This window comes from Mesorhizobium ventifaucium, from assembly GCF_935822925.1.
GTDB lineage: Bacteria > Pseudomonadota > Alphaproteobacteria > Rhizobiales > Rhizobiaceae > Mesorhizobium > Mesorhizobium ventifaucium.
In genome coordinates, this window is record NZ_CAKXZS010000042.1 from 33,606 (window position 1) to 50,758 (window position 17,153).

Sequence of the window (17,153 nt, forward strand, 5' to 3'; positions counted from 1 at the left end):
GAGGGGGGTGCGAAGGAACGCCAGCCTACCCAGTCCACCCACACCCCCCTCGGAGGCCGCGATATCGGCTTCGTGTTCCAGGATCCGTCGGCCAGCCTCGATCCGGTAATGGCGGTTGGCGAGCAGATCGCGGAAGTCGCGCACACGCATCTCGGCCTTTCTTGGTCGCAATCCTATGCCAGGGCAAAAACCCTGCTTGAACGCGTCCGCCTGCCCGACCCGGACGCCGCTCTGCGCGCCTATCCGCACCAGCTTTCCGGCGGCCAGAAGCAGCGCGTGGCGATCGCCGCAGCGATCGCGGCCGGTCCGAAACTGCTGATCGCCGATGAGGCGACCAGCGCGCTCGACACCATCGTGCAGGCCGAGATCGTCGCGCTGATCCGGCAATTGGTGTCCGAGGACGGCATGACGCTGCTGTTCGTCACCCATGACATCGCGCTGGCCGCCGAGCTGGCCGAGCGCATCGCCGTATTCCGGCACGGCGAGCTGGTCGAGCTCGGCGCGACGGCGCAGATCGTCGCCAGCCCGCGCCACGCCTACACAAGAGCGCTGCTCGACGCCCATCTCGGCCTCGACGCCGAGCCGCTGCTGCGGCAGTCAGGAGCGTTTCGGTGAGCAGTCCATTGCTGGCTGTTTCCGGTCTGACCAAACGATATCGCCGCGGCGGCAGCACAATATCCGCCGTCGATGACGTTTCCTTCGAGATCGAGGCCGGCGAGACGCTGGCGCTGGCCGGCCCTTCCGGCAGCGGCAAGTCGACGGTCGCGCGGCTGTTGTTGCGGCTGATCGAACCGGACGCCGGCCGCATCGACTTCGAAGGCGGCGATTTCCTGTCCCTGAACGGTGCTGCACTGCGCGCACGGCGCGCGCGCGTGCAAATGGTTTTCCAGGACCCGCTCCCCGCCTTCAATCCACGCGCTACCGTGGCACGCGTGCTTGACGATCCTTTGCGCATCCATGGCATCACAGCCCGATCAGAACGCCCGCGTCGCATCGCCGCTCTGCTGGAGCGCGTCGGCCTGAGCGCTGATCTCGCCGGCCGCGCCATCCACGAGATCTCGGGCGGCCAGCGCCAGCGCATCGCGATTGCCCGCGCCATCGCCACAAACCCGTCGCTGATCGTGCTCGACGAGGCGGTGTCCGCGCTCGACGTATCGGTGCGCCGGCAGATCCTGCAATTGCTGCTCGATCTGCAACGCGAGGAACGGATCGCCTACCTGTTCATTTCGCATGATCTCGGCGTCATCAGCGCCATCGCTCATCGTATCGTCATCCTCGATGCCGGCCGCGTCGCCGAGAGCGGCAACGCCCGGGCGGTCATCGGTGCCCCGCAGTCGGCGATCGGCAAGGCATTGGTGGCGGCAGTGCCAAAACTGAACAGGACCAGCACGCAGGGCGCCTCGTGACAGATATCGAAACCAGCTGAAACTGTCGCACAAGCTCGGCGACGCAGCGGACCGTCAGTAACCCAGCGCGCAACCATCCTTGCGTGGATCGGACGCGCCGGTAAGCGTACCCTTGTCCCAGTCGATCAGCACCAGCTGGCCGCCGCCATGCGGCTCGGTTGGGATGGACACGTCGTGGCCTCGCTCACGCAGGCCGGCGATCGCCTCGGCCGGAACGCCACGCTCCGCCTCCACTGCGTTCTGGCGGTAAAACACTCTCGGCGCATCCAGCGCCTCCTGCGGGTCCATGCCGAAATCGATCATGTTGGTGAGCACGTGGACATGGCCGAACGGCTGGTAGCCGCCGCCCATCACGCCAAACGGCATGACCGCCCTGCCCTTGGCTGTCATCATGCCCGGCATGATGGTGTGCATCGGGCGTTTTCCCGGCGCGATGCGGTTTGGGTGGTCCGCCGCCAGGCGGAAGCTGGTGCCGCGGTTCTGCAGGACGACGCCGGTCTTGGGGCCGACCACCCCGCTGCCGAACGAACCAAAGGTCGAGTTGATGAAGCTGACCGCATTACGGTCGCGGTCGACCACGGAGATGTAGACGGTATCGCTCGGCTGAAGCTCCAGGCGTGGCAGATGCGTCATAGCGCGCGCCGGATCGATCTCGGCGCGAAGCTGGTCCGCATGGTATCTGGACAACAACTGCTCCACGGGAACATGGACCTGGTTCTGGTCGCCAATGAAATTGTCGCGGTCCTGATAAGCAAGCCGCCCCGCCTCGATCTCGAGATGGAAGCGCTCAGCGCCGTTCGGTTCCAGCGAACCGAGCGAGAAGCCCGACAGCACATTCAACATGATCAGTGCCGTCAGCCCCTGGTTGTTCGGCGGCATCTGATGGATGTCGTAGCCCCGGTAGGATGTGCCGACGGGCCTGACATAGTCACCCCTCGTCGCCGAAAAATCCTCGAGCGTATGCAGCCCGCCAAGGGCGCGCAGACGCGAAACCATGTCGTCGGCGACCTCGCCATCATAGAAGCCGGCACGGCCACGGCGCGAGACGATGCGCAGGGTGTCGGCCAGTTGCGGCTGCCGGTGCAGCTCGCCAGCCAGCGGCGCTTTTCCATCCGGCAGAAAAATCCGCGCCGCATGTTCGTCGGCGGCCAGCAGCGCTGCACTTTCAGCCCAGTCGAAGGCCACACGGTCTTGGACGACGTAGCCCTGTTCGGCGTAATGTATGGCGGGTGCGAGCGCGGCGTCGATGCCCTTTCTGCCGTGATCATCGAGCAGCCGGCACCAGGCGTCGACGGCGCCCGGCACGGTGACCGCGTGTGGACCGGACTCAGGCAGCTCGTCGTGCCCCTTGTCCAGATACCACTCAGCCTCTGCTGCTGCCGGTGCGCGGCCGGAGCCGTTGAAGGCCAGAACCTCGCCTTGGCCGTTGGGACAGTAGAGGACGAAACAGTCGCCGCCGATGCCAGTTGATTGCGGCTCGACCACCGCCTGCACCGCCGCCGCGCACACGGCTGCGTCCATTGCATTGCCGCCGGACCGCAGCATCTCGACCGCCGCCAGTGTCGCCAGAGGGTGCGATGTCGCGGCCATCGCTTCCGTCGCACGAACCGGCGAGCGCCCGGGGAGTTGAAAATCACGCATGCAGTTCAATAGCCTCTGACCAACCAGATGTGAATTGGCAACAGCAGCCAAAAAGCTGCGCCACGGAAAGCAGCACGAACGACGGAACCATGGCAGCGCTCAACCCTCGGAAGCTGCCGGCCTCAATCCGCGAATCTAAAATTATCCGTGGTGTAATCGGGGTAGGCGTCCAGACTGTCGAAAAGCTCGGCCAGGTCAGGGGTGTCAGCCAATATTCCGGACAAGACCAGCGCAGTCGCCACGCCGGCACCAATTCCACCGGCGACATCGTGTTCGACGCTGTCACCGACACAGACCACGCTGCTGCGGTCCGGGTTGCCCGCCAGTGCCAGTGCGGCATCGAAGATCGGGGTGTAGGGCTTGCCGATACGGGTGACGCTGCCGCCGAGGCTCTCGTAGAGATCCGCAAGTTGGCCGGCGCCAAAGCGAGGTCCGACTGCCGTCAGCATGATCTTGTCGGGATTGGTGCAAAAGCACGGCACCTGCCGCATCGCTGCCGGCGCAAAAAGCCGGCGATAGTGCTCGATGTCGTAGCGGTCGCCCTCGCTGGCGGCGATCAGCACCAGCTCGGCATCATCGCCCTCCCCGGTCAACACGAACGGCAGGCCTTCAATCGCCGAGCGGTCGCCTTCGCGGCTGATCAGCAGGCACTTTGTGTTTGGGCGCAGCTTTCCGGATATCGCCATTTCGTGAAAGGACTGCCGTGCGATCTCGCCGGAAGAGACAAATTGATCCCAGCTTCCTGGTTCGAAGCCGAGCTTTAGCAAGCGGGCCTCGTTGGGCCGCGCCCGCCTGCCGGAGTTCGAGACCAGCACGATCGTCTTGCCTGCCCGCTTCAGCGCCGACAACGTCTCCACGGCGCCCGGATAGGGGTTTGTGCCGTCGTGCAGCACGCCGAACTGATCGAGCAGAAACACCTGATAGCGCTCGACCAGCGCTCCGATGCCGTCGAGATGTTCGACTGGTTTCGTGCTCACAACAGCCCCGCTGTGATTGCGCCCATCAGCGCCAGCCGCGCCGTGCCGGCGGCCGCCTCGTCCGAAAGCGCCGGCAGAAAATCGACGCCCAGTCTGCGCTGCCGGATAGCGGTCCAGGCGGCGTTTGCCGCACCGCCGCCGACACTTCTGACCGACGTCAATCGGGGGGCGCCGAGTTCGGCAAGCCGGCGATAGCCGAGCGCCTCGATCTCGGCAATGCCCTCGAACATGGCTTTCAGATAGTCGGCGTCGTCCGCCGGCCGCGGCGTCAGGCGTGGCGGGAGAGCAGGATCGGCCACGGGGAAGCGTTCGCCAATCACGGGAAGCGGATAATAGTCGAGGCCGGTCTCGGTCATGGGGTCAATCACCGCACTCAATTCGATGATGCGCGCGAGAGAGAAATGCTGCGCCAGCACCTTGCCGCCCGAATTCGACGCACCACCGGCCAGATAGGCGTCTCCCAACCGGTGACTATAGATGCCGAACTGCGGCGCCGAGATCGGCCGGTCGGAGAGGATCTTGATGGTCAGCGAGGACCCCAGCGCGGTGACGCCGTCGCCAACTGCCGCAGCGCCCGTCGCCAGGAACGACGCGCAGCCATCCGTCGTGCCAGCGACCACGGCGACGTCGCGCGCCAGGCCGAACAGGTCCGCTGCGCTCGCGGTGAGCGTTCCCGTGACGTCGCCCGGCTTGACGACACGAGGAAGAAATTCCATGCGCATGCCGGTCGCAGCGATCCAGTCCGGCCAGCGGCGGGCCTCGACGTCGTAGCCGGTTTTCAAGGCATTGTTCTCGTCGCTGGTGTCGAAGCGGCCGGAGAACTGTGCCGCGATCCAGTCGGCCTGATGCAGCACCGCAGCAATGCCGGGCTGGCGCTGGAACCACAGCGCCTTGGCGAGACCGGACGTCGCCCCACGTGCTGCGCTCGCTGCCGGCGCCTCGCGCGCGATCACCGCCAGAATGGCGTCGTCGTCGACCTTGTCGTTATACATCAACGGCTCGGCCAGCGGCCGCCCGACGCCATCGACCGGCAGCAGCGTGCCCGAAGTGCCATCGACGGCGATCGACCGCACCGCCGCGCGATCGACGCCTTCAAGCAGTTCCGTCAGCGCCGCGCCGACCGCTGACCACCATACGGACGGGTCGCGGGCGTTCTGGCCAAATCTGTCGAGTGGAACGGCGGAACGCGCGGCAATCGAAAAGTCCGGCCGCATGGCAACGGCGCGGGCGCCTGATGTGCCAATGTCGATGCCAATCGAAAGCGGGCCGCTCGACAGCGCCATCTCAGTTGCCGGCTGCATTGAGTTTCTGGCGATACTGCTCGGCGTCCCAGTTGATCAGTTCGTCGTTCTCGGCGGCGGTCAGATAGTTCAGCTTCGCCGCGACGTCGACCCGCGCCGTCACATCGGCGAGGCAGCGTTGCATGGCATTGGCGCCGGCACTCGCGTCGCCGCGCATCAGCACGCCAAGCCCGGGAAACAGGATCGCCACCGGTGCCGTGCCGCACCGTTCGGTGACACGCATCACGTCCTCGCCGGGTCTCGCCACGACCGAACCCTGGCCGAGAAAGATGACGTGATCGGGATAGAGGCTGCCGCCTGAGGCCATGCGGCAGCTTTCAGGATCGATCGCGACGGCATGCGCTTCGACATCCGCCGGCAACCTGTAGCCGCTGCGTCCGATGAGCGCCGTCAATGCAACAAGGTTGGGCTCCGCCACCTTACGGGGCGGCCGCGCCAAAAATCGTGTGACGCGACGCAGCAGCGCCTCGGCGCCGGCGACGGTCTCGGCTGCGACGACCAGGCCATGATTGGCAAGGATCAGCACATCGACCCCAGGCCGAAGGCGCTCGGCAATGCCCTGGGCAAGTGGCAGGCCGGGCCGGCGATAGGGAACATACGCCCATTCGAGGCCATCCAGGCGCTTGGCGACTTGAGCCTCGCAGTCAGCCTGCAGGGCAAGCGAAATGGTATCGACGCAGTGGACATGCAGAACGACGCGCTGCGGCATCAGCGCGTGTACCGTGGTCTCGATCGAAGGACGCAGCTTGCGGGCATTGAGCGCCTCGACGGCGAATCCCTGTGGCTGATCGGCGGCCGGGTCGCGCTGTTCGACAGCCCTAATCAGCGGCGGAATCGCCACCGGAACCATGATGTCCTCGGCGAGCGCATCCTTCAGCCAGGTGCCGGAAGCCTTGATCCAGAGCGTGTCGCCGGCTTTCAGCGACGTGTTGCCGCCCGCGGCTTGGGTCAAGTGCGGGTCGCGCCCAATGCTGGCCGAAAGCGACCGCAAAGCAGCCAGTTCCTGCGCATCCGCATTGATTGTCATTGAAACTCCTTCACAAACCGACCGCCGGGATAACGAGTGACGCTGGTATCGCAGATGCGAGTAAGTTACGTCAATAGTGATCTTACCTCGTCAAATCGAGCTTGCAATCTGGTCCGCGTTGAGTAACTTGCACCAATTGCCGTGGCAAAAATGGCATTTCGGGAGGGTATCCGTTGAGCGACTCCGGCCGCCAGCGTCAGATTGTCGAGCTGTTGCGGGATCGCCCCTTCGCCTCGGTGCGCGAGTTGCAGGAGCGGCTCGGCGTGTCGGCGGCGACGGTGCGGCGCGACATCGACAAGATCGACGAGGCCGGCGAAGCACGGAAGGTCTATGGCGGCATCTCGGCGCTCGATGGAGCTTCGCATGCGGGCGTCGCCTATGCCAGGCCCTACGACGAGAACCGCGATCTCGCGGTCGAAGCCAAGCGGCAGATCGCCGCTCTCGCCGCGACCATGGTGCGCGATGGAGACGCCGTCATCGTGCATGGCGGTTCGACCTGCTTCCATCTCGGCGTCAAGCTCGCCGACCGCAACATCCGGCTCTACACCAACTCGATGCCGCTCGTGGCCTATTTGAGCGACCACGGCCATTGCAGCCTGACCGTCGCCGGCGGTGAGCTGCATCGCGAGCCTGGCGTCATCCATTCGTTCACCCAGGCCGTGCCCTTCTACGCATCGAAGTTCTTTCTAGGCGCGCAAGGCATCGGCCCGGAGGGCGTGCTGGAATCGCATCCGCTGCTGGTCCGCTCCATCGCCGAGCTCAGCCTCTGCGCCGACCAGATCGTGGTGCTGGCCGACAGCCGCAAACTATCGATCCATGCGCGCAACGTCGCGCTGCCCTTGTCGCGCATCGGCACGCTGGTGACCGACGACGGCCTGTCCGATGCCGACGCGCATATGCTCGAAGACGCCGGCGTCATGGTGCGGATCGCCTCTGCCTCGGGAGCCGTCCAGTGAAGGTGGCTGTCCTCGACTTTGGCAAGACCAACTCGAAGCTGTTCGTCTTCGATCAGAACGGGCAGATTCTCGACGAGCGCCGGACCCAGCCGAACTGGACCCGTAAAGGCGGCTTCAGCGTGCTCGACGAAGCAGCGCTTCACCATTGGGCGGCTCGCGCCGTCGGCGAAGCGGTCGACATCCATGGCATAGAGGGCTTGATGGTTTCGGGCCATGGCTGCACCTTTGCCTTGGTCGACGATGCGGCGCTGACGCATCCGATACTCGACTACGAGCAGGAGCCACCGGCTGAGGTCGCTGCGCAGATCGATCGCCGCATTCCGGATTTTGCCGAGACCTTCTCGCCGCATCTGCCGCTCGGCTTCAACTATGGTCGCCACATGCTGTGGCTGAAGACGGTGCAACCAAGCGTGTTCGCCGCCGTCAAATCGATCCTCGGTTATCCACAATACTGGAGCTGGCGCTTTGGTGGCCGGCCGGTGTCGGAGGTGTCCTATTTCGGCTGCCACTCGCATCTGTGGGCGCCGCGCAAGCGCGATTTCTCCTCGCTGGTCGACGCGGAGGGATGGCGCCGCCAAATGCCCGCCTTCGAGCGTGCCGGCGCGGTGATCGGCGAGCAGCACTTTGGCGGGGCGACACGGCCGATCGCCATCCACAACGGTGTCCATGACAGCAATGCGGCGCTCCATGCCTATCGTCGGCAGGAGCTTGGGCCGGTCACTGTCGTCTCGACCGGCACCTGGGTCGTCGTGCTCAATCCGGACTGCCCGCTTGACGCGCTCGATCGCGACCGCGACATGCTGGTCAATGTCGATGTCGATGGCGGCCCGGTGCCGACCATCCGCTTCATGGGCGGCCGTGAATTCGCAACGATTAGCGCCGGCTGGCAGGGCGCAATCGCCCCCTCAGCCGTGCAGCAGGTGATCAGCGCCGGCATCATGGCGCTGCCGAGCTTCGCGCCGGGCGGGCCGATGCCTGGCCACCGCGGCGAACTGGTCGGGCGCATGCCCAACGCGGAGGAGCGCGCGGCCGTAGCGCTGCTCTATGTCGCGCTGATGGTCGATCTGTGTCTCGACCTGATCCATTCGAACAACACGGTGATCGTCGATGGCGGGCTGAACAGTGGCGGCCTGCTTGCCAGCCTGCTGGCGCAGCTGCGTCCCGGCCAGGCCTTCATGCAGGGTGCCACGCTGGAGGGCAGCGCCACCGGAGCGGCGGCTCTCGCCTTCGAGAGTGTTGGGCGCGAATTTGCCGCCGAGGCGCCGGAGCCTGTTCGTGCTTCAAGCTTCACCCGGCTTGCCTTCTATCGCGATAGCTGGCGCGGCCTCTCCGCCGACCGAGGCGTCGCTGATGCCGCAGCGGGAGGCGCGCGATGACCGCCGCTGCCCGGATCGAAACAGAGCGCCAGCCGGTGCTGGAGATGCGGCACATCTCCAAGACGTTCGGCCCGATCCGCGCATTGCAGGACGTATCGCTGACTGTGCACGCCGGCGAACTGCACGCGCTGATGGGAGAAAACGGCGCCGGCAAGTCGACGCTGATGAAGGTGCTGTCCGGAGCCTATCGACCTGATGCCGGCGGCGATATTCTGATCGACGGCACACCGGTCGCGACCGGCGACCCGATCAAGGCACGCGCCAACGGCATTGCCGTCATTTACCAGGAACTGTCGCTGGCGCCCAACCTGACGGTCGCGCAGAACATCTTCCTCGGCAACGAGCCGAGACGGTTCGGCATCGTCGACCGCGACCAGTGCAATCGGCGCGCCAAGGAAATCATCGCACGGCTCGGCGTTTCCTTCTCGGCGCGCGCCTCGGTCTCCAGCCTGTCGCTTGGCGAACGCCAGATGGTCGAAATTGCCCGCGCGCTGTCGACCAGCGCGCGCATCATCGTCATGGACGAGCCGACGACGTCGCTGACCTCGCGCGAGACCGACAGGCTGTTCGAGGTGATTGCGACGCTGAAGTCGCAGGGCATCGCCATCATCTACATCAGCCACCGCATGGAAGAGGTTTACCAGCTTGCCGACCGCGTCAGCGTGCTGCGCGACAGCGGCTATGTCGGCACGCTCGAACGCGCCGACCTGAACGCCTCGCGCCTAGTCTCGATGATGGTTGGCCGTGACCTGTCCGCCTTCTACAAAAAAGATCACCGCCCGCCGGACAGCAAGCGCGCGATCGCACTGTCGGTGCGCGACATATCGGACGGCAATCTCCTGAAAGGCTGCTCCTTCGACCTGCACAAGGGCGAAGTGCTGGCGCTGGCGGGCCTCGTCGGCTCGGGCCGCACCGAACTCGCACGGCTGATCTTCGGCGCCGACAGGCGCACAGCAGGCACGCTGGAACTCGACGGCAAGCCGATATCCATCGGCTCGCCGCGCGAGGCGCTGGACGCCGGCATTGCCTATCTTACCGAAGACCGCAAGGAACTCGGCCTGTTCCTCGACATGTCGATTTCCGACAATATCAGCATGGGCGTGCTCGCAAGGGATGCGCAGGCCGGAGGCTTGCGCGACTTCGCGACGGCCGAAAGGCGCGCCGCCAAGGCCGTTTCCGAGCTCTCCATCCGCACCAGGTCGGTGCAGGCCAATGCCGGCTCGCTGTCGGGCGGCAACCAGCAGAAGGTGCTGCTCGCCCGCCTGCTCGAAACCGAGCCGCGGGTCCTCATCCTCGACGAGCCGACGCGCGGCGTCGATGTCGGGGCGAAGTCGGAAATCTACCGGCTGATCGACGAACTCGCCAAAAAGGGCATCGCCATCCTGATGATCTCCAGCGAACTGCCGGAGGTGATCGGCGTCGCCGACCGCGTGCTGGTGATGCGCGACGGAACCATTTCGGGCGAGGTGACGGCATCCGAAGGCCAGCCGCTCAGTCAGGAAGCAATCATGGAACTTGCAACGGGAGCGGCCCAGGGATGACCGACAAGAGCGGCACCGGCATGACCGACAAGAGCGGCCCAGGGATGACCGACAAGGCAACCGGGATGAGCGCGGGCGACCAGGCGGTCGGCAGGAGCCGGCGGCTGCGCACCGCCTTCGCCGCGCTTGGCATGCTGCCGGTCCTGATCCTTTTAGCGGCCGGCTTCCAGATCATGAACCCGCGCTTCCTCACCGAGACCAACCTGTTGATCGTCACCCAGCAGTCGTCGATCAACATCGTGCTCGCGGCCGGCATGACCTTCGTCATCCTGACCGGCGGCATCGACCTGTCCGTCGGCTCCATCCTTGCCGCCTCGGCGATGGTGGCGGTGATGGTGTCGCTGGTGCCGGAGTGGGGCATGCTCGGCGTGCCGGCGGCCATTCTGGTCGGCCTCGGCTTCGGCGTTATCAACGGGCTGCTCGTCGCCTATATCAAGCTGCCGCCCTTCATCGTTACGCTGGGTTCGCTGACCGCCGTGCGCGGCGTCGCCCGCCTGCTCGGCCAGGACACCACGGTGTTCAACTCGGACCTGCCGTTCGACTTCATCGGCAACGGTTCGCTGTTCGGCATCCCCTGGCTGGTCATCATCGCTCTGTCGGTCGTGGTGCTGTCCTGGCTGGTGCTCAAGCGCACCGTGCTCGGCACCTGGATCTATGCCGTCGGCGGCAATGCCGAGGCCGCCCGCCTCACCGGCATCAAGGTGCCGCTGGTGCTGCTCTTCGTCTATGGCGTTTCCGGCCTTCTGGCTGGCGTTGGCGGCGCCATGTCGGCGGCCCGGCTCTACGCGGCCAATGGGCTGCAGCTTGGGCAGTCCTACGAGCTCGACGCCATCGCCGCGGTCATTCTCGGCGGCACCAGCTTCGTCGGCGGCGTCGGCTCGATCTGGGGCACGCTGATCGGTGGCCTGATCATAGCGGTGCTCTCCAACGGGCTCATCCTGGCCGGTGTTTCGGACATCTGGCAGTACATCATCAAGGGATTGGTCATCATCGTGGCGGTCGCCCTCGACCGCTACAGGCTCCAGGCGGGAGCAAGAACGTGATTGACCTTAGTCGCCGGCGTCAACGACCCGGTTTCATCTAACGCACCGTGAGAGGCGCGGGGCATCAGGAGGAAAACAATGAAGACCATCGCTAAACTGCTCTGCGGCGTTGCCCTCGCGGCCATCGCCGTCGCACCGGCTTCGGCCAAGGATCTGAACAAGGTCGGCATCTCGGTCGGCCTGCTCGGCAACCCGTTCTTCGTCGCCACCATCAAGGGCATCGAGGACGCCGCCAAGAAGATCAACCCGAATGTCGAGGTGACGTCGGTGTCGGCCGACTACGACCTCAACAAACAGGTCTCGCAGGTCGACTCGTTCATCGCCGCCGGCGTCGACGTGATCATGCTCAACGCCGTCGATGCCAAGGCGATCGCGCCGGCGGTGAAGAAGGCGCAGGCGGCGGGCATCGTGGTCGCCGCGTTCGACGTTTCGGCGCCGGGCGCCGACGTCACCGTGATGACCAACAACGTCAAGGCTGGCGAAGCGGCCTGCCAGTACCTGGTCGACCACACCGGCGGCAAGGGCGACTATGTCATCCTGAACGGGCCGGCATCATCATCGATCCTGGAGCGGGTGGAGGGTTGCAAGGACGTGTTGGCAAAACACCCGGACATCAAGATCCTCTCCGACGACCAGAATGCCGAAGGCTCGCGCGACGGCGGCCTGAAGGTGTTCCAGTCGCTGCTGACCCGCTTCGACAAGATCGACGCGGTGTTCGCCATCAACGATCCGACAGCGATCGGCGCCCAGCTTGCGGCCAAGCAGCTCAATCGCTCGGAGTTCATCTTCACTGCGGTCGACGGCGCGCCCGACATCGAGAAGGAACTCGCTTCCGGCATCTCGATGATCAAGGCCTCGGCCTCGCAGGACCCCTATGTGATGGCTGGCCAGTCGCTCCAGATGGCAGCTGAAGTGCTTGCCGGCAAGAAGCCGGCCGAGGCGACGGTGCTGCTCGACCCGCAGCTGATCACGGCCGAGAACCTGAAGGACTACAAGGGCTGGACCGCGGCCCGCTAGCTAAAGCCTCCCAAGGCTGGTGCGGCCGGGACGACCGGTCGCACCAATTTTTGTTTGAGCGTCGGATTTTTCCAAAACCGGTTGCCACTTTTGGTTCCGATGCTCTCGAGCAACAGGAGACGATCATGTCGCGCATTGGAATCCATTCTTTTGTCTGGTCGGCGAGCTCGACGCAGGACGACCTCGAACGGACGCTGGCCAACACGAGGGAGGCGGGCTTCGACCTGATCGAATTCTCCTATCTTGACCCCGCCAATGTCGATGTTGGCGGGCTAGCCAAGCGCATCGCCGACCTCGATCTCGGCGTGGCGATCAGCATCGGGCTGCCGCCCGACGGCGACGTTTCAAGCGCCGACAAGGCGATTGCCGCGCACGGCGTCGAAGTCCTCAATGACACCATCGCGCTCACCCGGGATCTCGGCGGCCGGAAGCTCGCCGGCATTCTCAGCACCAGCCACGGATTGCAGGCGCAAGCGCCGACGCGCGATCAATGGAACCGCAGCGCCGGAACGCTTGCCAAGGTCGCGGAAACCGCCAAGGCCGCCGGCGTCACGCTCAATCTCGAGATCGTCAACCGCTTCGAGAGCAATCTGCTCAACACCGCCGCGCAAGGCACGGCCTTCATCGAGGACACCGGTTCCGACAACATTTTTCTGCATCTCGACACGTTCCATATGAACATCGAGGAGGCCGATATCGGGTTGGCCATCCGCCACGCCGCCAAAAAGATCGGCTATGTCCATATTGGCGAGAGCCATCGCGGCTTCCTCGGCACCGGCAACATCGACTTCGCCGCGATCTTCGATGCGCTAACCGCAATCGGCTATGGCGACGACCTCAGCTTCGAATCCTTCTCGTCGGAGATCGTCGACGAGAACCTGTCGAAAAAAACCGCCATCTGGCGCAATCTGTGGACCGACAATATGGAGCTGGCCCGGCACGCGCGCCGATTCATCGCCATCGGGCTGGAGACGGCACGGCGCAAGGCCGAGCTTGTTTCATCAAGCCATCGACCTTAGCACCACTTCCGGTTGCGATCCTCAGGCCAGCTCAAAACGTTCCACGGCGCGCATGATGCCACGCAGCTCGGCCAGGCCTTTCAGGCGGCCGATCAAAGAGTAGCCGGGGTTGAGCCTGGTCTTGCCGATGTCGTCGGCGAGCAGATGGCCATGATCGGGTCGCATGGGAATCCGCCAATCGGCGCGACCTTCCCTACGGCGGCGCGTCTCTTCCTGCATAAAAGCGAGGATGACATGCGCCATGTCGGTGCCGCCCTCCAGATGCTCGGCTTCATGGAAGGAGCCGTCATCCTCGATGGTCACATTGCGCAGATGGACGAAATGGATCCGGTCGGCGAACTCCTTGACCATGCCGACAATGTCGTTGTCTGCGCGCGTACCGTAGGAGCCGGTGCAGAATGTCAGGCCGTTGGCCGGGCTGTCGACGGCGTTGAGGATGAAACGCGCGTCCTCGGCGGTCGAAACGATCCGTGGCAGGCCATAGAGCGAGAATGGCGGGTCGTCGGGATGGATGCACATACGCACCCCCTCCTGCTCGGCCACCGGAATGATCTCGCGCAAAAACCAGGCAAGATTGTCGCGCAACTCCTTCGGCCCGATCGAGTCATATTCCGCTAATGCCTCGCGAAAACTGTCACGGTCGTAGCTGCGCTCGGTCGCCGGCAGGCCGGCAATGAGATTGCGCTCGATCCTGTCGATCTGCTCGTCGCTCAGTTCCTTCAGTCGCGATTCCGCTTCCGCGATACGTGCCGCGCTGTAGCCGAATTCGGCATTCCTGCGCTTCAGGACGAACAGGTCGTAGGCGGCAAAATCGATAGCATCGAACCGCAGTGCGTAGCCCGTCGTTGGAAGCCGATAGGCAAGGTCGGTGCGGGTCCAGTCGACCACCGGCATGAAGTTATAGCAGATCGTCGCAATGCCAGCTTTGGCGAGCGCACGGATCGTGTCCTTGTACCAACCCACGTAACGCTGCCGTTCCGCCGAGCCGATCTTGATCGAATTGTGGACGGGAATGCTTTCGACAACCGACCAGGTCAGCCCTTCGGCCTCGACGATCCGCTTGCGCTCCAAAATGTCCGTCAAAGGCCAGGCGCGGCCGTCATAGATATTATGCAGCGCCGATACAACGCCCCTGGCTCCGGCCTGCTTGACATGATCGAGCGTCACCGGGTCGTCAGGGCCATACCAGCGCCAGCATTGTTCCATCGAGGCTTTTCCTTTGCGATAAAACAGAACCGTATTGTTGGGCCACAATGGAAGTCAAATTAAAGGAGTGTTCGCAATGATGGATTTCGACGGCAAGATCGCTCTGGTGACGGGCACGACCGGGATCGGCCTGGCAACCGCCAGACGTCTTGCGGCGGGCGGGGCGGCGATCATCGCCTGCGGCATCGACCGCGCGGCCAACACGGCGATGAGAGCGGAACTGGACAGCTCCGGCGCCGAGGCGCTGGTCGTGGCCGTCGACGTCTCCGTGCCGGATCAGGTTCGCGACGCGGTCGCAGCCGGTGTCGAGCGGTTCGGCGGCCTCGATATCATCGTCAATTCCGCGGCGGTCCATCCGTATGGCACCGCTGTCAGCACCGATTTTGACATCTGGAACCGGGCGATGTCCGTCAATGTCGGCTCGATCTACCTGACCGCGCATTTCGGTATTCCGGAAATGATCAGGCGAGGCGGCGGCGCCATCGTCAACGTGGCTTCGGTGCAAGGTTTCGCCTGCCAGCAGAACGTCGCCGCCTATGCCACGACCAAGGGCGCCATCCACACATTGACGCGCGCTCTGGCGCTCGACCACGCGCGCTCCGGCATTCGCGTCAATTCCGTCAGCCCGGGCTCGATCCGCACCCCGATCCTGGAAAAGGCGGCGCGCGGCGAAAACGGCACCGACGCCGATGTCGAGGCCGCCTACAGGCGCTTCGGCGAAGCGCACCCCATCGGGCGCATCGGCGAGCCGGAGGAAGTGGCGGAACTCATCGCCTTTCTGTGTTCGTCGAAAGCCGGTTTCTGCACCGGTGCGGACTATAGGATCGATGGCGGCCTGACTGCCGGCATCAGCGTGAAGTAGGACGGGGGCGTGAAGTAGAACGGGAAGATCGGTCTCGGCTTTACGGGGAGACGTTGTCATCGGACGATTTTCGGTCAGCCGCCACACGTAGCACCGGCGGCGAACCAATAGCGCATAACATGCGCGAGTGCGAATACTGCACTTGCAGCCGGTTCAACCGTCTGATTCCCTTGGTCACGCTCGGCTGTCCTGATTCGCGCACTGTTCAAAGTCTTTGCAGTGCGCCGGGAACAAGCCTTCCACCGACCGCTGCGCTTGCGCATTCAAGGGGAGAGACGGCAAATGAACACTGCAACGAGGCCGGCAATCTCGGAGATGAGGCCAAAAATATCCGTCATTGGGGTTGGCGGCGGTGGCGGCAACGCCATCAACAACATGATCGCCGAAGGCTTGCAGGGCACCGAATTTATCGTTGCCAACACCGATGCTCAGGCGCTCGCCATGTCGAAGGCAACGCGGCTGATCCAATTGGGAGCGCACGTCACGGAGGGCCTCGGTGCAGGATCCCTGCCCGAGGTCGGCCATGCCGCGGCCGTGGAATCGATCGACGAAATCATGGACCATCTCGCGGGAACGCATATGTGTTTCGTCACCGCCGGCATGGGAGGCGGAACTGGAACCGGTGCAGCACCGGTCATAGCGCAGGCCGCGCGCAACGCGGGAATACTGACCGTGGCCGTCGTCACCAAGCCGTTCGTCTTCGAAGGAAACCGCCGAATGCATGCCGCCAATGAGGGCATCGAGCGGCTCCGCGAAAGCGCCGATACCGTCATCGTCATACCGAACCAGAACCTCTTCAGGATCGCCGATGCCAAGACGACCTTCGCGGATGCTTTCGCCATGGCGGACCGCGTCCTTTACGCCGGCGTCGGCTGCATCACCGATCTCATCGTCAAGGAAGGGCTGATCAATCTCGATTTCGCCGACGTGAAGTCGGTGATGCGCGATATGGGTCGCGCGATGATGGGGACCGGCGAAGCCACCGGGGAGGACCGCGCCAGGAAGGCAGCCGAAGCGGCGATCGCAAACCCACTTCTCGACGAAGCGTCCATGATGGGCGCCAAGGGCGTCCTTGTCTCGATATCGGGCGGCACTGACATGACGCTGTTCGAGGTCGACGAAGCCGCCACCCGCATACGCGAGGAGGTTGACGCCGATGCCGACATCATCGTCGGCGCCATTTTCGACAAGGCGCTCGCAGGAAAATTCAGGGTGTCGGTCGTTGCGACGGGATTACGGCGGGGGCTTGAGATTCCGCTGATGGCGGGGTTGGAAAACCGTATCAACTGAACCAGGCGCCATGGCAGCGCCGGCGGTAGCAACTCCTCTTAAAAAGTCCGCCGCTCCGGACACACCGGCAGACGGTGGTCGGGCGGAACGCCCAACCCCAATTGTTGCGGGATAAGCCTGCGGAGCAAGTTGTCGGTTTTGCCTGCGCGGCTGTTGCTGTCTAACTGGAACGCCAGCCAGCGCTCATGGCGCCAGCCGCGTGAACAGGTTGCGGAATATCTCCTCAGCCCGTCGCAGGCCCTCATCTGTCAGAACCACCGACTTCGCCTTGTTTGCTGGATTGGCGACAGAGCATCCCAATCCAATCCCTTCCAGGCGCGCCTCTCTTCATGCAGCGTTAGCCAAAGCAGCCCCAGAACGGCATTGTCGATCTTGTCGGTGTCGATCTCCATGCCATGCAGTTTAGCACGGGAAAACGGCGCCTGCCGAGACCCCACGCCGTAGGGTAACTTGATGAGGATCAAATGGCCGCGGCAGGCTCCAAACGCAAA

15 protein-coding genes and 1 pseudogene are annotated in these 17,153 nt (G+C 64.3%); 10 read left to right on the forward strand and 6 right to left on the reverse strand.

Features of this window, described 5'->3' with window-relative positions; all coding sequences use genetic code 11:
* Positions 1–615: ATP-binding cassette domain-containing protein (locus tag NMG70_RS27950; RefSeq protein ID WP_436798473.1), on the forward strand; the 615-nt coding region annotated here is incomplete at its 5' end.
* Positions 612–1,406, forward strand: coding sequence for an ABC transporter ATP-binding protein (locus NMG70_RS27955; RefSeq protein WP_254027496.1), 795 nt, complete (start codon positions 612–614; stop codon positions 1,404–1,406). The genes NMG70_RS27950 and NMG70_RS27955, both read left to right, overlap by 4 nt.
* A gap of 54 nt (positions 1,407–1,460) precedes the next feature.
* Here the strand turns inward: NMG70_RS27955 and ggt are convergent, their stop codons facing one another.
* The 4 genes from ggt to NMG70_RS27975 form a co-directional block, all read right to left on the reverse strand.
* Complete coding sequence (ggt, locus tag NMG70_RS27960) at positions 1,461–3,047, reverse strand: gamma-glutamyltransferase (RefSeq protein ID WP_254027497.1); 1,587 nt, start codon at positions 3,045–3,047, stop codon at positions 1,461–1,463.
* 122 nt (positions 3,048–3,169) lie between these two features.
* Positions 3,170–4,024 carry a TIGR01459 family HAD-type hydrolase gene (locus NMG70_RS27965; protein WP_254027498.1) on the reverse strand — a complete coding sequence of 285 codons (855 nt, stop codon included), beginning with the start codon at positions 4,022–4,024 and terminating at the stop codon, positions 3,170–3,172.
* A complete protein-coding gene (locus NMG70_RS27970; RefSeq protein WP_254027499.1) occupies positions 4,021–5,325 on the reverse strand; it encodes an FGGY-family carbohydrate kinase in 1,305 nt (434 codons plus the stop codon). Before NMG70_RS27970 ends, NMG70_RS27965 begins: the two co-directional genes overlap by 4 nt.
* On the reverse strand, positions 5,309–6,352 hold the full coding sequence (locus tag NMG70_RS27975; RefSeq protein ID WP_254027500.1) for a class II aldolase/adducin family protein: 1,044 nt from the start codon (positions 6,350–6,352) through the stop codon (positions 5,309–5,311). Before NMG70_RS27975 ends, NMG70_RS27970 begins: the two co-directional genes overlap by 17 nt.
* A 173-nt stretch (positions 6,353–6,525) precedes the next feature.
* Between NMG70_RS27975 and NMG70_RS27980 the strand changes: the two genes are divergently transcribed.
* The 6 genes from NMG70_RS27980 (at position 6,526) to NMG70_RS28005 (ending at position 13,304) form a co-directional block, all read left to right on the forward strand.
* Positions 6,526–7,308: a DeoR/GlpR family DNA-binding transcription regulator gene (locus NMG70_RS27980; RefSeq protein ID WP_254027501.1), complete on the forward strand. Its 783-nt coding sequence runs from the start codon at positions 6,526–6,528 to the stop codon at positions 7,306–7,308.
* Complete coding sequence (locus NMG70_RS27985; protein WP_254027502.1) at positions 7,305–8,684, forward strand: FGGY-family carbohydrate kinase; 1,380 nt, start codon at positions 7,305–7,307, stop codon at positions 8,682–8,684. Before NMG70_RS27980 ends, NMG70_RS27985 begins: the two co-directional genes overlap by 4 nt.
* Complete coding sequence (locus NMG70_RS27990; RefSeq protein WP_254027503.1) at positions 8,681–10,225, forward strand: sugar ABC transporter ATP-binding protein; 1,545 nt, start codon at positions 8,681–8,683, stop codon at positions 10,223–10,225. The genes NMG70_RS27985 and NMG70_RS27990 overlap by 4 nt, the downstream gene beginning before the upstream one ends.
* Positions 10,226–10,269: 44 nt before the next feature.
* The gene (locus NMG70_RS27995) at positions 10,270–11,268 is read left to right on the forward strand and encodes an ABC transporter permease subunit (protein WP_254027509.1); all 999 of its coding nucleotides are present in this window, start codon (positions 10,270–10,272) and stop codon (positions 11,266–11,268) included.
* Between the two features lie 78 nt (positions 11,269–11,346).
* Positions 11,347–12,285 carry an ABC transporter substrate-binding protein gene (locus NMG70_RS28000; RefSeq protein ID WP_254027504.1) on the forward strand — a complete coding sequence of 313 codons (939 nt, stop codon included), beginning with the start codon at positions 11,347–11,349 and terminating at the stop codon, positions 12,283–12,285.
* 125 nt (positions 12,286–12,410) lie between these two features.
* Positions 12,411–13,304: a sugar phosphate isomerase/epimerase family protein gene (locus NMG70_RS28005; RefSeq protein WP_254027505.1), complete on the forward strand. Its 894-nt coding sequence runs from the start codon at positions 12,411–12,413 to the stop codon at positions 13,302–13,304.
* A 21-nt stretch (positions 13,305–13,325) separates the two neighbouring features.
* Here NMG70_RS28005 and uxuA read toward each other — a convergent pair whose 3' ends face one another.
* Complete coding sequence (gene uxuA, locus NMG70_RS28010; RefSeq protein ID WP_254027506.1) at positions 13,326–14,510, reverse strand: mannonate dehydratase; 1,185 nt, start codon at positions 14,508–14,510, stop codon at positions 13,326–13,328.
* A 76-nt stretch (positions 14,511–14,586) separates the two neighbouring features.
* Between uxuA and NMG70_RS28015 the strand changes: the two genes are divergently transcribed.
* Both NMG70_RS28015 and ftsZ read left to right on the forward strand, forming a co-directional pair.
* On the forward strand, positions 14,587–15,372 hold the full coding sequence (locus tag NMG70_RS28015) for an SDR family NAD(P)-dependent oxidoreductase (RefSeq protein ID WP_254027507.1): 786 nt from the start codon (positions 14,587–14,589) through the stop codon (positions 15,370–15,372).
* A 282-nt stretch (positions 15,373–15,654) separates the two neighbouring features.
* Positions 15,655–16,662: a cell division protein FtsZ gene (gene ftsZ, locus NMG70_RS28020; RefSeq protein ID WP_254027508.1), complete on the forward strand. Its 1,008-nt coding sequence runs from the start codon at positions 15,655–15,657 to the stop codon at positions 16,660–16,662.
* Positions 16,663–16,845: 183 nt separating this feature from the next.
* Here ftsZ and NMG70_RS28025 read toward each other — a convergent pair.
* Positions 16,846–17,054: pseudogene (locus NMG70_RS28025) on the reverse strand (DUF6429 family protein).
* Positions 17,055–17,153: the final 99 nt, after the last annotated feature.